This is a genomic window from Helicobacter fennelliae, assembly GCF_900451005.1.
In the GTDB taxonomy this organism is placed as follows: Bacteria; Campylobacterota; Campylobacteria; order Campylobacterales; family Helicobacteraceae; genus Helicobacter_B; species Helicobacter_B fennelliae.
In genome coordinates this window covers 1,189,407-1,202,841 of record NZ_UGIB01000001.1, presented here as the reverse complement: position 1 = coordinate 1,202,841, position 13,435 = coordinate 1,189,407, and the positions used below count along the sequence as shown (strand labels likewise).

Here is a 13,435-nt window from a genome sequence, read left to right as displayed (position 1 = left end):
AATCTCTTATGGCTCCCTTGGATCGGCGATTTTCCCGAGTATTGCGGATTGCGCGACCACAGCTGAATTTGCCAAATACACCTCAGAGCTTCGCGATCCCATTCTCCCGATAAAATTACGATTTGTCGTTGAGATACATCGCTCATTATCGCCAAGTATCCCCATATAGCCACCTAAGCACGCACCACAAGTAGGATTAGAGATAAGCGCGCCTGCTTCAAGCAAAATATCGATATATCCTTTTTCTAAAGCTTGTTTGTAGATTTTTTGAGTGCCCGGAGTTACGATAAGTCGGACATCTTGATGGATTTTTTTGTTTTTCAACACTTCTGAAGCGATTTTAAGATCGCTCAATCGCCCATTTGTGCAACTTCCGATAAAAGCCTGATCGATTTTTAGATTATCGCGCACAGCTTGAGAGATTGTTTTGCCATTGCTAGGAAGGAATGGATATGCAACCATAGGCTCCATTTTTGATACATCAATCACGATTTCTTTGACATAGTGCGCATTTGTATCGCTTTGGAAAAATCTCGGTGCTGCGCGCAAAGATTTATTGTCTTTCTCAACTTGAGCCAAAAATGCTTTTGTTACAGAATCTGGAGCGATGATACCATTTTTTGCACCCGCTTCAATCGCCATATTACACAATGAAAAACGATCGTCCATACTGAGATTTTCAATCGCCTCGCCACAAAATTCCAAACTCCTATAAAGCGCACCATCAACCCCAATCTGTCGGATCACTTCAAGGATTAAATCTTTGCCATAGATTTTATCTGGTAACACTCCTACAAACACAACCTTAATGCTCTCTGGAATCTTAAACCAATTTTTACCTGTAATCATCGCGTATGCCAAATCTGCGCTTCCCATTCCTGTGCTAAATGCGCCCAATGCGCCATGCGTGCAAGTGTGTGAATCAGCCCCGATAATCACATCTCCGCTTACAACCAATCCTTTCTCTGGCAATAGCGCATGCTCAATCCCCATATCTCGCTCATCAAAAAAATACTTCAGCTGATGTTTTTTGGCAAAATCTCGGCTAATACGCGCTTGATTTGCAGAGGCAATATCTTTGGCTGGAATGAAGTGATCCATAACAATACAGAAATTATCGGGCTTTGCAAGGGCTTTTGCTTTTGAGTTTTCAAATGCACGAATGGAGAGTGGCGTTGTAATATCATTGCCAATCACCATATCAATATCGCATTCTATGATCTCATTTGCATACACTTCTCTTCCGCAATGCTGAGAAAAAATTTTTTCTGTAATTGTCTGTCCCATATCTCAATCTCCAAACACAATAAATGACAAAATTTAAAAGGTTAGAATTATACAATAAATCACACGCTTTTACGCTATAATTCAGCCTTAATCTTAAATTTAGAGACAATCACATGAAGAAAGATTCTGCAATTTTTGTAGCTGGGCATAATGGACTTGTCGGCTCGAGTATCATAGAGGTTTTAAAACAAAAAGGCTATACAAATCTCATCACGCGCTCACATAGCGAGCTTGATTTGATAGATTCTGTCGCGACAGAGGAATTTTTTAAAACCCTTGCGCCTGAATATGTTTTTTTGGCAGCAGCCAAAGTCGGTGGCATACATGCTAATAACACCTTTCGTGCGGATTTTATCTATCAGAATCTCACTATCCAAAACAATATTATTTTTAATGCTTATAAATATAATGCAAAAAAATTGCTATTTTTGGGAAGCTCTTGTATCTACCCCAAAAACGCACCCCAACCAATCAAAGAACAATATCTCCTCACAAACGAGCTTGAATACACAAACGAACCCTACGCGATAGCCAAAATCGCGGGGCTCAAAATGTGCGAGAGTTTTTCATTACAATATGGTTGTAATTTTTTAAGCGTGATGCCGACAAATTTATATGGCAATAATGATAATTTTGATCTTGCAACCTCACATGTTTTGCCTGCACTTATACGCAAAATCTATCTTGCCAAACTCCTAAGCCAAAACAACACAAAAACCATCGAGCAAAATACCAAACTCAGTGGCTCATCACTTCAAGATTACTTGCGTTCATTTGGCATTGATAAAGATTCTGTCAAAATCTGGGGAAGCGGGAATCCAAGACGAGAATTTTTGCATGCTTTGGATATGGCAAAAGCATGCGTGTATATCATGGAAAATATCGACTTTAGCGATGTAGCAACCCAAAACACTGAAGTCAAAAATACACATATAAATATCGGCTTTGGTTCGGATTTAAGCATTAAAGAGCTTGCTATGCTTATCCAAAATATCATAGGCTTTGAGGGTGAGTTGGTGTTTGATACATCAAAACCCGATGGCACATATCAAAAACTTTTAGATTCTAGTAAAATCAACGCTCTAGGCTGGAGCCCACAAATCACACTAGAATCTGGAATAAAGAGCGTTTTTAGCCATTATCAAATGCGCGCAAACGCTTAAAAACAAAAAACACAAAATGTGTAAATTCATCTCTTATTCTCATCGCTTTCTTTGTTATTTTAAAGATAGTTTTAAGACTTTAGGGCTAAAATAGCTAGTTTATACAAACCTAAAGGAAAAGGAGAAAATGCAAAATGGCTGAAGTCAAAAGACGCGATTTCTTAGGCATGACATTAGGCGGAGTTACTGCTGTGGGTGCTATCGCTTCGCTCATTGCGATGAAAAAAACTTGGGATCCGCTTCCAAGTGTCATCTCAGCGGGGATTACCACAATTGATATTGGAAATATGAAAGAAGGGGATTTTTCTCGAGTAGAGTGGCGAGGAAAACCTGTATTTATCATCAAAAAAATCAAAGGCGATCATTTTGATGAAAAGCGAGATTTTAAAATCGGTGAGGATATTTATACCTTAGGACTGCAAATTTGCACACATTTGGGGTGCATACCTTTTTATAAAGCCGATGAGGGTGAGTTTTTGTGCCCTTGTCATGGGGGACGATTCACAACTGATGGTATCAATATAGCTGGCACGCCTCCTCCTCGACCGCTTGATATTCCACCCTTTAAGATAGAAGGCACAATCTTAACACTCGGTGTAAGTGGTGCAGAATACGAAAAAATGATCGCGCAAGCATAAGGAGAGACAATGGCACAGATAAAAAAAGCAAATGGCTTTGTAGATTGGCTTGATCAGCGGCTTGCTATCAAGTCATTTTTTAAGGTGATGATGACAGAATATTGGATTCCAAAAAACATCAATTTCCTTTGGGCAATGGGGGTTGTTTTGTTGGTTCTTTTTACATTGCTTGTTATTAGCGGATTGTTTTTGCTGATGTATTACAAACCTGATGCAAATTTGGCATTTTATAGTGTGAATTACACGATTATGAAAGAAGTCGAATATGGTTGGCTATGGCGACATATTCACGCAGTGGCAGCAAGTGTGATATTTGTGATCATCTATATCCATATGTTTGTAGCGATTTATTATGGCTCATACAAAAAAGGTCGCGAAATGGTATGGATTGGCGGAATGTTGCTTTTTGTGATATTCTCTGCAGAAGCATTTAGTGGATATATGCTTCCTTGGGGACAGATGAGCTATTGGGCTGCAACGGTTATTACACAAATTTTTGCAGGCGTGCCATTTATCGGGGCTGAGCTTGCAGAATGGATACGAGGAAATTATGTCGTAGCAGACGCTACATTGACTCGATTTTTTATGCTCCATGTCGTGCTTTTGCCAGTGGTGATTATGCTTCTTATTGCATTTCACTTTTATTCTTTGCGTTTTCCTCATGTCAATAACCAAGAAGGCGAAGAAATCGACTTTGAAGCTGAAGCAAAAAAATACCAAGAAGGCAAAAAAGCAGAATCTAGAGTTATTCCATTTTGGCCAGTGTTTCTCTCAAAAGATATTTTTGTGATATGTCTTTTTATGATTTTGTTTTTCTATCTTGTGTGCTATCACTTTGATTTTGCTATGGATCCTATTAACTTCGATCCAGCCGATCAGCTCGCCACTCCGACACATATTTATCCTGAATGGTATTTCTTATGGAGTTATGAAGTGTTGCGTGGATTTTTCTTTAATGTAGGACCGATTAAAGCGGCAGATATAGGGCTTGTAGCATTTGGAATCGCACAAGTTGCATTCCTCTTTTTGCCTTGGCTTGATAGAAGCCCTGTAGTGCGCCCTGCTCATCAAAGAAATGGCTATTTTATATGGTTTTGGGCTCTTGTTGTTGATCTTATTGTGCTGACTATTTATGGCAAACTTCCACCAGAAGGGATCAATACCTACATCGGCTGTGTAGCTTCAATCTCATTTTTGTTGCTTATTTTTGTCGCTCTACCGCTTATCACTATATGTGAGCGCAAAAAACAAGGAGGTGCACAATGAGAGAGTTTAAGATTTTAGTCATTGTTGCAGTTGTTGTGGGGATTATATATTGGGGTGTAGAACCTCTTGCACATAGCATTATGCACCCAAAAGTAAGCGCAGCAAATTATGATTTCAAAGAAGCTGACGCAGAAGCGATAGAGCAAATCAAAAAGCAAATACCTCTAGCAGAGCAAAAACTTCAAGCAGCTAAAGAGGCAAAAGATGACAAAGAAATCAAGCAAGCGCAAAAAAAGCTTGATAAATTACAAAACAATTTAGCACAGCTTGAAGCATTTTGGAATGATATTGATTTCTCTCAAGGAAACGCACAAGAAGGCAAAGCAATCATAATGGAGCAATGCCTTACTTGCCATAATGTTGCTTCACAGGGGCTCACACGCATTACTGGTCAGTCTGATGAAGAAGTGGCAGCAGCCTATGGAGTGCTACCTCCTGATCTCTCAAATATCGCATCTGTGCTAGATAGAAATTATCTTGCGCATTTTATAAAAAACCCAATCCTTGCTTCTAAGCTTTGGGAAAAAGATGACTTTAACCACGCTATGCCTCCTTACATGCACTTCAGCGATAAAGAGCTTGCAGATGTTGTAGTCTATCTAGAATCTATCGCACCAAAAGAACTAAGCGACAAAGAAGCATTTGAGCAATCTTGCGCACGTTGCCATAGTGTGAATTATGATTCTGTGCCCGCACTTAGTAATCCTAGCGATGTTGAGCGATACCTTGGCAAAAAAGCTCCTGATCTTTCTATGATGATTCGATCACGAGGTGCGGATTATTTGGAGAAATTTATAAATGATCCACAAAAGCTTTTGGCAAATACTTCTATGCCACGCGTAGGAGCTACCCAAAAAGCTGAAAAACAAATCATTGCTTATCTAGAATCTGTGGGCGACTCCAAAAAAGCAGAGCGAGAGAGTTTAGGCTTTAAGATTATTATATTTTTCGTCGTTATGTCTATTTTGGCATACCTTTGGAAAAGAAAAATCTGGAACGATCTACATTAATCCTCCGACAATTTATCTTACTCAAGTCATTGCCAAGAGCAATGGCTTTAATTTATCTAGCAAAAAAATAAATTCTTGCAGAAATAAATCAAGCAAAAAATAAGGAAAAACAATGAATCAAAAAGTTTATCTATGCAGTTTTGGTGATAGCAGGCTTTGTTTATCAAGCTTTAGATTCTACCAAGAAGCAAAGGAATTGAGGGTTTTTGATGAGATTTTTCTCTATAATGAAACAAATCTTGATTTAAGCTTTAGAGAGCAAATGAAAGATAAGATCTATTTAGGGGGGGGGGCAAATAAGTAGAGGCTATGGCTATTGGTGCTGGAAGCCGCAGATTATCTTACAGACGCTACGACAAATACGCGATAATGATATTTTAATCTATGCTGATATTGGGTGCAGTTTTGATAAAAAAGGCAGAGAGGTGTTGCTAGAGCAAATCGCAGAAGTTGATAAAAATGAAATGATGAGCATTGATTTATTAGAGCATAAAGCAAAAACTTGGACAAAATCAGATATTTTTGCTCACTTTGGCGTCCTTAATAATCCAAAAATCACTGATACATCACACTACAATCATATATATGAAAAAACCCCAAAAACGCTTGAAATTATCCAAAAATGGCTTGATTGCTTTGTAAATCACTTTGATCTTGTTGCAGACTCCCCAAGCTCTCTGCCACGACTACTTTCCTTTTATTTCTTTTTGTTTTCAAAAACTACACAAATAGCACTATTTTTAGCTTTTATTTTTTCATTTGAATATGGTTTAATATCAGTTGATTTCTTTTTATTTGGGAACTTTTAAGGGAACTTGTTTATACTATCTTAAAAGTTTTATTTAAGAGAGGTAAGTAATGAGCCGCATAGCCAAAACAATCCTTTTTGATAAAGATATAAGAGCATTACAACCAAAAGAAAAGAAATATCGTGTAGTTGTAGGTAATCCTAGTGAGCTCATCTTGTTTGTGTATCCAAGTGGCACAAAAACCTTTGCACTGCGTTTGAGAAATGGTAATAAGGAAAAAAATATCCCACTCAAACGATTTAGGCAAGGTATTTATAGTGTAGCAGAAGCAAGAAAGGAAGCTACAGAAAAGCTTAGAATTATTGAAAGTGGTGGTGAGTTAGATACAGACAAGTATCTCTTTAGAATCTTTACAAGGATTTCATCGCACAAAAGCGTAAAAAAGGACAAACTCAAAGAACAATTAGAGTTGTAGAAAATTTATGCAATAGGCATTTATTGCCTCATTTTGGACATTTGGACGCAAGAGAGATTAAGTATTCAAATATTCTATCAGTCTTTAATACGATATTTGATTCTAACAATCCACGCTTACCTAGACTAGAGACAATTAAAAGAGCAAAGACTGCCTTGCGAAATATCCTAGCCCCTGCATTAAAAGACCGCTATATAGAGTATGACCCAACACTAGGGCTAGAAAAAGAATTTCCAAGCATTAAGAGGTATTACATAGACAATGATATTGACCCACGCCTTGCAGCATTGACTAAAGAGAATGATTTGCGTGAGTTTTTGCAAGATTTAAGTGCGGCACATATAGAAAAACAAATTAAGAGGGCATTATATTTGCAGATTCTATGTGTAAATCGCCCAGCAAATACTGCAGGTAGCAAATGGCAACACATAGATTTAGAAACTAAAGTGTGGAGCATACCTGCCAAAGAAATGAAAATGCGAGAGCCTTTTACTATTGCTCTTAGCTCTTATGCCTTAAGAATCCTAGAGCTACAAAAAGCAGACTTTGGTATGCTTAATAGCTCATTTGTATTCCCTACTCTTAGCAAAGAGGGACATATTCATAGAGACACACTAAGCAAGGCTTTAAGACGACTAAATAAAGGCAAATGGCAAGGTAAGGTTACTACTCACGGATTTAGAGCCACATTTAGAACTATATGCACTTTACATAAAGCGGAATTATTACAAATGGGTATTAGTGATGAAGTGATTGAGGTTTGTTTGGCACATAAAGAGACAAATAGTATTAAATATGCGTATGAGCGAGAAAAAAGCACACTGCAACAGCAGAGGATTCTAATGCAATGGTATGGGGATTATTTGAATGCTTTGTGTGATTTTAAGCTCTAAGCACATTTTAATTGCCCTGCCCTATTTTACGCGTATTTATGACACAATTTATAAAAAACAAAAGGTGCAAAATTACATATATGGCAGTATTTATAGGGTGTAAAAATCTACACTTTTTATATATATGTGTGTAGGTAGTAATAATTTTAAAGCCTAAAAGTGCCTATTTATTGATGTTTTAAGCATATAAAAGTATTGAAAAAGTACTTTTTGTCTATAAGCGTGTGCAAAGGTGTATTAATAGAAAGCAATTCTGCAAGACATAGAGCTAAAATATATAAAAGCTTATTTTCTAGTCTTTTATCCCTTTATTTCTAACTCACATTTTTTAAAGTCTATATTTTCTTGTATGTATCAAAACTCTTTACACACGACCAAAATAAACATAATTTAAGCATTTATTTTACAAAATATGTTACCATTTTAGCAAAGCCTTTTATATTAGCATATGCACCAAGATTTCTTAAGGCGGTCTTTACTTTAATATTTTCTTTATATCTCAAAGTTGAGTTACATTCCTCATATATGAGGACTAAAAGAGGTGTGCAAAATGACAAAATCACAAATTGTATCAGATAAAACAAAAGCAATCATTGCTTATATTATTAATTATTTTCAGTGTAGCGGCATAGCAAATAAGCTAGGCAAGGTTAAGCTTGTTAAAATTCTGTGGTTTGCAGATAGGGAGTTTATGTATAAATACTATAAACAACTCACCGATTTAGAGTATAGAAAAATGCCACAAGGTCCTATGCCTACAAATATAGAAAAGATTCTAAAAAATATGCAAGAAAAGGGCATTATCAAGCCATTTGATACTTCAAAGTATGGATATAAGCAACAATGTTTTTTGTGCTTAAAAGAGCCTGATTTAAACCAATTTAGCGCACAAGAGATAAGTATATTAGACAAGGTTATTGTGGAATTGCAAAATAAATCTGCAAAACAAATCTCTAACCAAACGCACGATGAGTTATGGAACTCCATAGAGCAAGGAAAAATAATGCCCTTAGAATCAGTATTCTTACAGGATATTATTCCTGCAACACAAGATGACGTAAATGGCTAAAATTGATAATCCTAATGATTTGTGGAAATACTTTGATAATATTTCAAAAGATTGCGAGACATCAATACATCAGCTCTACAATACACATAAAGAGAAATTTTTAAAACCATTCGCTGGAATATGTGGGGGTATCAAAAGGCAAGCGAAAGAGATTTTAGACAATGAACATGAATATCCACCAGGAATCTTTCGTGTCAAAACCAACTCATTAAAAGTTGTATATTATAAAGAAACTTTGCAAATCACTGCTGTGAGCTGGATTGGGGAAAGATAGCAAGAAACCAGCTTAAAAGTCTATATTAGCACTTTTTACATTGACACAACAACCTTTTGTTTTATTATCCCTAGAATCTCTACTTTATCAATATCATTACCACTTAATTTAATTTCTATGCCATTGTTACCTTTTAATAACACTTCATCAAGCCCAGATATAAAATATTGAAAAATGATATAGCTTCGCTTGAAACAAACAATAACAAAGTCTCCATTGACAGCCGCTGTATCTTTTAGCACAATTAAAATATCTCCATTGCTTGCAAATGGCTCATTGGTGGTATCATTTAGTCTTATGAAATGATAGCTAGACTTGTAGTTTAGCCTAAAAAGTAGCTCAAAAAAATGTAATTTTAGATTATTTTTTTCTATGGAAGTATTTTTAGCATAATTTTCAATGCCATCATAGACAAAGCAGTTTGTCTCACCAAAATCACCTAGCATATCAATATCGCTAGGTTTTATATGATATTTCTCTACTGCTTCTTGTAGGGTCATATCAGTTTCAAAATATTCTCGCCCTATCCCCATAGTTTTATTAATCTTTTCAATTAAGATAGGTGGCACAGGATTGACTTTTCGCTCATAGGCATTTAGTGTTTCTCTTGTATAACCAAGCTTTTTACCAAACTCTTTTTGTGAGATTCCAAAAAATAAGCGTAGATTACGCAACTTTTCAGCTTTATTGATTTGTTCTGTCTGCTTTGTTTCCATAATTTCCTCTTGCGTATTTTTAACATAATTATATCTTAACAAATTAATTTGTTAATTTTCTTTAGGTATAGTTAAAATAATATCATTTAATATCTTAATAGCAGATATAAAAAGGAGATAATATGTTGGTAAGAACGAGGAGAGAGCCTAACAACCCAGCTGTACTAAGCCCAAAACAATTTGAGATAGAATTTGGTATCAGTGTGGCTACACAATCCAAACTAAGAACACGTAAAAGCAAGAAAAACGATGGCGACTACGCAATACCATTCTTCAAGGTAGGAAACAAGGTTTGCTATCAGCGCGAGGCAATTATGGATTGGTTTTCTAAACTGCAAGAAAGGGAAACAAATCAAACTAATGTTGTAGAATGAAGGCAAGAAAAGGGAAATACAAAATGAAACCTATCCTTGATGTATGCTGTGGTGGCAAGATGTTTTATGCAGATAAACAAAATCCTAATGTGTTATTCTGCGATAAGCGTGAGTTTGAAACTATCTTTAAAAAGAGTAAGCAAAAAGATGAGCATTTTAGTGTTAAGCCAGATGTGATAGCAGATTTTAGAGATTTACCTTTTGAAAATGAGAGTTTCTCTCTTGTAATATTTGACCCTCCACATATAAAAAATGGTAGTGATAAATCCTTTATGGTGCAAAAGTATGGCAAATTGAATAAAACTTATAAAGAGGATTTAGCTAAGGGCTTTAAGGAATGTATGCGAGTGCTAAAGGTAAATGGCACTTTGATTTTTAAGTGGAGTGAAGCACAAATTAGTTTAAGTGAGATTCTAAATTGTTTTAATAAAGAGCCTTTGCTTATGCAAAAGACGAGTAAGACCTCACATTTTTGTGTATTTTTTAAGGAGTAAAGAATGAAACCACAAGAACTTGACTTTAGGATTTGGGATAATAAGAATAAAAGGCTTTTGTATGCAGGGAATGAACCTATTGCGATAGGAATTTCAGAGTGTAGCAAACAGCCTTTCGTAACAGAATTTAATGAGCTTCTTGGACATCAAGAAATTAAAGATTGTGAAATTGAACTATGGATAAGGCTTAAAGATAAAAATGGTGTAAAGATTTATGAAGGGGATATTGTAAAGGCTAAAGAAAGAATTATAGACCCAGATTATCCAAAGGAAGCAGAGCCATTTATAGCAATAGTCAAGAAATATCACGATGATTCTATACCTTTGTATTTTATGATGTATAAAACAACAAATAATAATGATGTTTTTGATTTTGAATATTATGAGGTTGAAGTAATAGGTAATATCCACAAGAATAGTAAGTTGTTAAGGGAGTGAAATGAAAATCTACAATGAAAAACAAGAATGTGTAGGATTCTTGATGGCAAAGGATACAAAATCCTTTAAAATTTGGGATTTACTTGATACTAAAAATAAGAGAATAGCAACAATTCATCTATTCTTGTCAAGAGATAAAAAAGAATCCTCTATATGCTAGATGATTTTCAAATAAGAGAATCACTCAATCTAAAGGCAAAAGAGAAATTTACTATCCAAGCAGAGAATCCACAAGAGATTGAGCTATTTGGTAAAGAGCAAATAGATATGAATTTCAATATAAAGGAGATACAATGAAAACAGAAAAAGTAGAAAATTTACCTCTGGTAAATGGAATATTTAGCAATTGTGCCAAGTTGGCTAATAAGGAATATATGGCTCAGGCAACAGAAAGGTCAAAATGGTTAATAGATAACTTTTTAATGCGCGGCAGTTTAAATATGGTTTATGCCTCTGCAGGAGTGGGCAAATCACTTTTATCACTTGAATTAGCCTATTTTTTAGCTAAAAAGCCAAATGTATCAAAAGTCATTTACCTAGATGGCGATAATAGTGAAGCTGCATTAACTGCACGCGGGTTAAATGAGATTGTAGAATCTAGCGGTGCAAAGCTGGAGTATTACTTTGTAAATCCTCATAAATATTTTAGTATCTTTAATAAACTCAAAGAATACAACCTAGAAAATGTCGTGCTTATCATAGATAGCATTCGCAACTTTATTAATTTTGATATTAAAGATGACATCAAGGTAACTCGCTATCTGCAAAGATTGCAAAAACTTAGAAGCAAAGGAGCGACTATTATTTTCTTGCACCATCAACCAAAACAATATGGTGAAGAGAATAATAAGATGTATAAAGGTGCAACAGCCTTTATAGATAGCGTAGATGAAGCGTGGTATGTATCAAAATCCTTTATTCAAAATAGTAACTCCAAAACTCTTAGCCTAGATTTAGAGCCACAAAAATATAGGTTAGATACAAAAGCACAAAGAGCAATTATAGATAATAAGACACATACGATATTTTTTCGTGATGATATTAGGATAGGACTAAGTCAAAAGCAGCAAATAACACTTGAACTTGCTCAAGAAGTTATTAATGCTAATCCAAATGGCATTATTCAAAGTGATTTAGCGAGACAAATAGTAAAGATTGCAAATGCAAATTACTATGAGATTGTAGGTAAAAATTCATTATGGAATTTACTTGCTGAATTTGAAAACAAACTCTTTAAAATCCATACTTTCACGCCAAAAGGTGGTGGTGTGCGAAAAATCTACACTCCACTTAATACTGCCATAGAATCTAAAACATCAAATAAAATTGAAACTAAAATAGAAAATACGCTCAATCTCATTAAAGCAGTCATCACGGAATCTAAAAATGGAATTGCACAAAAAGATTTAGCAGAGCTAGTTTGCAAAAAGGCGACAAACAACTTAGAAATCGTGGGCAAAAATTCATTATGGAAGCTACTTGATAAGTATGATGGAGTATTTTATAGGGCAGAAAAGACATATAGAAAAAGTGGTTATGGTATTACTAAAATATATTTGCCACTGCTAGATTCCAATAAAAGTATGAATAGTGAAATAATGGTGGGTTAATTTGCTATAATTGCCTATATATTTTGAAATTATGAGGAGAACTTATGACAGCACCTGCGACACAAAAGGCAATATTTGGCACACGATTTGAACTTGACGAGGAGAAAATCTTAAGAGAGAACATATATGACCTTGATATGATGTATACAAAGATAGAGGAGTTTGCCACAAAAAGAGCTGGGCTAACAAAAGTCTCTAAGAATCACTATGAGTTTAGAGGGGAAAAGAATGCTCAAGCACATTTGGGGATTTTAGTGTTTAATTGCTTATCAAAATGTGATTGGTTCACTACAAATGTCAAAAGCTGGGAATGGCTAGGGGATAGCAATAATGAAAACTATGTGGGGGATATGATTGCATTGCTTAAAAAGGAAAAAATAGGTGTTTGGGCGTGAGTGAGAAAAAGCTTAAATCCATAGCCTTTGACTTAGATACCAAAGTCTTACAAGAGCATTATACTAAGGGTGATTGGCATAACGCCTATAATGATATAGGCAGTTTTTTGCATAAACATCATTTTGAGCACACGCAAGGCTCTGTGTATGATTCTACAACCAAGTTTAATGATGATGAATTGGGCGTATTAATTTTGAAAATGAGTGATACACTCACTTGGCTACCTCAATGTGTCAAAAGTATAAGAGGCTATGACCAACCTGTAATGATTGACTACACACAACAATTACAAGATAAATTTATCGCACAAGATTTAAGGCTGGAAGGCAAACAAGACTTAGCCATTAAGAGAATGCAGCAAAAAATAGATAATATGGCTAAATCACAGAATCTAAATAAAGATTCTATAAAAGCAACTAAGAAAGACATTGAGCGGTGAGATTATTTGTTGCTATCAGATTCTGATAAATCGTGGAAAGGGCGGAAAGTTTATTTTAAAATATTGTATTTATAAGTAAATATAATGTTTTAATTTAAATGTTTTTTATTCTTTATCTTTGCCTACATTTTTGTATTTTTCTGA

The 13,435-nt window shown here is 35.2% G+C and carries 20 protein-coding genes; 18 read left to right on the top strand and 2 right to left on the bottom strand.

Annotated features, from left to right (window positions below; translation table 11 throughout):
• Positions 1–6: 6 nt before the first annotated feature.
• Positions 7–1,287: a 3-isopropylmalate dehydratase large subunit gene (locus DY109_RS05940; RefSeq protein ID WP_023949728.1), complete on the bottom strand. Its 1,281-nt coding sequence runs from the start codon at positions 1,285–1,287 to the stop codon at positions 7–9.
• A gap of 113 nt (positions 1,288–1,400) precedes the next feature.
• Here DY109_RS05940 and DY109_RS05935 point away from each other — a divergent pair, with 113 nt between their 5' ends.
• From DY109_RS05935 to DY109_RS05895, 10 genes are all read left to right on the top strand, one after another.
• Positions 1,401–2,450, top strand: a complete 1,050-nt coding sequence (locus DY109_RS05935) for a GDP-L-fucose synthase family protein (RefSeq protein ID WP_023949727.1) — start codon at positions 1,401–1,403, stop codon at positions 2,448–2,450.
• A 134-nt stretch (positions 2,451–2,584) separates the two neighbouring features.
• On the top strand, positions 2,585–3,088 hold the full coding sequence (petA, locus tag DY109_RS05930; RefSeq protein WP_023949726.1) for a ubiquinol-cytochrome c reductase iron-sulfur subunit: 504 nt from the start codon (positions 2,585–2,587) through the stop codon (positions 3,086–3,088).
• Between the two features lie 9 nt (positions 3,089–3,097).
• Positions 3,098–4,354 (top strand): cytochrome b, encoded by a 1,257-nt coding sequence (locus tag DY109_RS05925; protein ID WP_023949725.1) that lies wholly within the window; start codon positions 3,098–3,100, stop codon positions 4,352–4,354.
• Positions 4,351–5,364: a c-type cytochrome gene (locus tag DY109_RS05920; protein WP_023949722.1), complete on the top strand. Its 1,014-nt coding sequence runs from the start codon at positions 4,351–4,353 to the stop codon at positions 5,362–5,364. Before DY109_RS05925 ends, DY109_RS05920 begins: the two co-directional genes overlap by 4 nt.
• A gap of 112 nt (positions 5,365–5,476) precedes the next feature.
• The gene (locus tag DY109_RS05915; RefSeq protein WP_023949720.1) at positions 5,477–5,668 is read left to right on the top strand and encodes a hypothetical protein; all 192 of its coding nucleotides are present in this window, start codon (positions 5,477–5,479) and stop codon (positions 5,666–5,668) included.
• Positions 5,669–5,792: 124 nt separating this feature from the next.
• Positions 5,793–6,173 (top strand): hypothetical protein, encoded by a 381-nt coding sequence (locus tag DY109_RS05910; RefSeq protein WP_147291174.1) that lies wholly within the window; start codon positions 5,793–5,795, stop codon positions 6,171–6,173.
• A 49-nt stretch (positions 6,174–6,222) separates the two neighbouring features.
• On the top strand, positions 6,223–6,588 hold the full coding sequence (locus DY109_RS12020) for an Arm DNA-binding domain-containing protein (protein WP_023949718.1): 366 nt from the start codon (positions 6,223–6,225) through the stop codon (positions 6,586–6,588).
• A complete protein-coding gene (locus DY109_RS05905) occupies positions 6,537–7,481 on the top strand; it encodes a tyrosine-type recombinase/integrase (RefSeq protein ID WP_414629183.1) in 945 nt (314 codons plus the stop codon). The genes DY109_RS12020 and DY109_RS05905 overlap by 52 nt, the downstream gene beginning before the upstream one ends.
• A 550-nt stretch (positions 7,482–8,031) precedes the next feature.
• Positions 8,032–8,550, top strand: a complete 519-nt coding sequence (locus DY109_RS05900) for a Panacea domain-containing protein (RefSeq protein ID WP_023949715.1) — start codon at positions 8,032–8,034, stop codon at positions 8,548–8,550.
• A complete protein-coding gene (locus DY109_RS05895) occupies positions 8,543–8,824 on the top strand; it encodes a hypothetical protein (RefSeq protein ID WP_023949713.1) in 282 nt (93 codons plus the stop codon). Before DY109_RS05900 ends, DY109_RS05895 begins: the two co-directional genes overlap by 8 nt.
• 35 nt (positions 8,825–8,859) lie before the next feature.
• Here the strand turns inward: DY109_RS05895 and DY109_RS05890 are convergent, their stop codons facing one another.
• On the bottom strand, positions 8,860–9,540 hold the full coding sequence (locus DY109_RS05890) for a helix-turn-helix domain-containing protein (protein WP_023949711.1): 681 nt from the start codon (positions 9,538–9,540) through the stop codon (positions 8,860–8,862).
• Between the two features lie 122 nt (positions 9,541–9,662).
• Here DY109_RS05890 and DY109_RS05885 point away from each other — a divergent pair, with 122 nt between their 5' ends.
• Genes DY109_RS05885 through DY109_RS05860 form a run of 8 tightly spaced genes read left to right on the top strand, consistent with a single transcriptional unit; the run spans position 9,663 to position 13,291 of the window.
• Positions 9,663–9,914, top strand: coding sequence for a hypothetical protein (locus DY109_RS05885; protein WP_034327161.1), 252 nt, complete (start codon positions 9,663–9,665; stop codon positions 9,912–9,914).
• Between the two features lie 23 nt (positions 9,915–9,937).
• Entirely contained in the window at positions 9,938–10,408 is a 471-nt protein-coding gene (locus DY109_RS05880; RefSeq protein ID WP_023949709.1) for a class I SAM-dependent methyltransferase, read from the top strand.
• A gap of 3 nt (positions 10,409–10,411) precedes the next feature.
• On the top strand, positions 10,412–10,846 hold the full coding sequence (locus DY109_RS05875; RefSeq protein WP_023949707.1) for a YopX family protein: 435 nt from the start codon (positions 10,412–10,414) through the stop codon (positions 10,844–10,846).
• Position 10,847: 1 nt separating this feature from the next.
• Positions 10,848–11,006 (top strand): hypothetical protein, encoded by a 159-nt coding sequence (locus DY109_RS11485; RefSeq protein ID WP_023949706.1) that lies wholly within the window; start codon positions 10,848–10,850, stop codon positions 11,004–11,006.
• The gene (locus tag DY109_RS11480; protein WP_023949705.1) at positions 11,000–11,143 is read left to right on the top strand and encodes a hypothetical protein; all 144 of its coding nucleotides are present in this window, start codon (positions 11,000–11,002) and stop codon (positions 11,141–11,143) included. Before DY109_RS11485 ends, DY109_RS11480 begins: the two co-directional genes overlap by 7 nt.
• On the top strand, positions 11,140–12,456 hold the full coding sequence (locus tag DY109_RS05870; RefSeq protein ID WP_115737821.1) for an AAA family ATPase: 1,317 nt from the start codon (positions 11,140–11,142) through the stop codon (positions 12,454–12,456). The genes DY109_RS11480 and DY109_RS05870 overlap by 4 nt, the downstream gene beginning before the upstream one ends.
• Before the next feature lie 44 nt (positions 12,457–12,500).
• Positions 12,501–12,851, top strand: a complete 351-nt coding sequence (locus tag DY109_RS05865) for a hypothetical protein (protein WP_023949703.1) — start codon at positions 12,501–12,503, stop codon at positions 12,849–12,851.
• Positions 12,848–13,291, top strand: coding sequence for a VapD (locus DY109_RS05860; RefSeq protein ID WP_235148602.1), 444 nt, complete (start codon positions 12,848–12,850; stop codon positions 13,289–13,291). Before DY109_RS05865 ends, DY109_RS05860 begins: the two co-directional genes overlap by 4 nt.
• The last annotated feature ends 144 nt before the right edge of the window (positions 13,292–13,435 follow it).

Excerpts from the sequence above, each read along its gene's own strand:
- DY109_RS05890 (WP_023949711.1), bottom strand. The coding sequence starts at position 9,540 with ATGGAAACAAAGCAGACAGAACAAATCAATAAAGCTGAAAAGTTGCGT.
- DY109_RS05925 (WP_023949725.1), top strand. The coding sequence starts at position 3,098 with ATGGCACAGATAAAAAAAGCAAATGGCTTTGTAGATTGGCTTGATCAG.
- DY109_RS05880 (WP_023949709.1), top strand. The coding sequence starts at position 9,938 with ATGAAACCTATCCTTGATGTATGCTGTGGTGGCAAGATGTTTTATGCA.
- DY109_RS05875 (WP_023949707.1), top strand. The coding sequence starts at position 10,412 with ATGAAACCACAAGAACTTGACTTTAGGATTTGGGATAATAAGAATAAA.
- DY109_RS11485 (WP_023949706.1), top strand. The coding sequence starts at position 10,848 with ATGAAAATCTACAATGAAAAACAAGAATGTGTAGGATTCTTGATGGCA.
- DY109_RS05885 (WP_034327161.1), top strand. The coding sequence starts at position 9,663 with ATGTTGGTAAGAACGAGGAGAGAGCCTAACAACCCAGCTGTACTAAGC.
- DY109_RS05865 (WP_023949703.1), top strand. The coding sequence starts at position 12,501 with ATGACAGCACCTGCGACACAAAAGGCAATATTTGGCACACGATTTGAA.
- DY109_RS11480 (WP_023949705.1), top strand. The coding sequence starts at position 11,000 with ATGCTAGATGATTTTCAAATAAGAGAATCACTCAATCTAAAGGCAAAA.
- DY109_RS05920 (WP_023949722.1), top strand. The coding sequence starts at position 4,351 with ATGAGAGAGTTTAAGATTTTAGTCATTGTTGCAGTTGTTGTGGGGATT.
- DY109_RS05915 (WP_023949720.1), top strand. The coding sequence starts at position 5,477 with ATGAATCAAAAAGTTTATCTATGCAGTTTTGGTGATAGCAGGCTTTGT.
- DY109_RS05895 (WP_023949713.1), top strand. The coding sequence starts at position 8,543 with ATGGCTAAAATTGATAATCCTAATGATTTGTGGAAATACTTTGATAAT.
- DY109_RS05870 (WP_115737821.1), top strand. The coding sequence starts at position 11,140 with ATGAAAACAGAAAAAGTAGAAAATTTACCTCTGGTAAATGGAATATTT.
- petA (WP_023949726.1), top strand. The coding sequence starts at position 2,585 with ATGGCTGAAGTCAAAAGACGCGATTTCTTAGGCATGACATTAGGCGGA.
- DY109_RS12020 (WP_023949718.1), top strand. The coding sequence starts at position 6,223 with ATGAGCCGCATAGCCAAAACAATCCTTTTTGATAAAGATATAAGAGCA.
- DY109_RS05900 (WP_023949715.1), top strand. The coding sequence starts at position 8,032 with ATGACAAAATCACAAATTGTATCAGATAAAACAAAAGCAATCATTGCT.
- DY109_RS05940 (WP_023949728.1), bottom strand. The coding sequence starts at position 1,287 with ATGGGACAGACAATTACAGAAAAAATTTTTTCTCAGCATTGCGGAAGA.
- DY109_RS05935 (WP_023949727.1), top strand. The coding sequence starts at position 1,401 with ATGAAGAAAGATTCTGCAATTTTTGTAGCTGGGCATAATGGACTTGTC.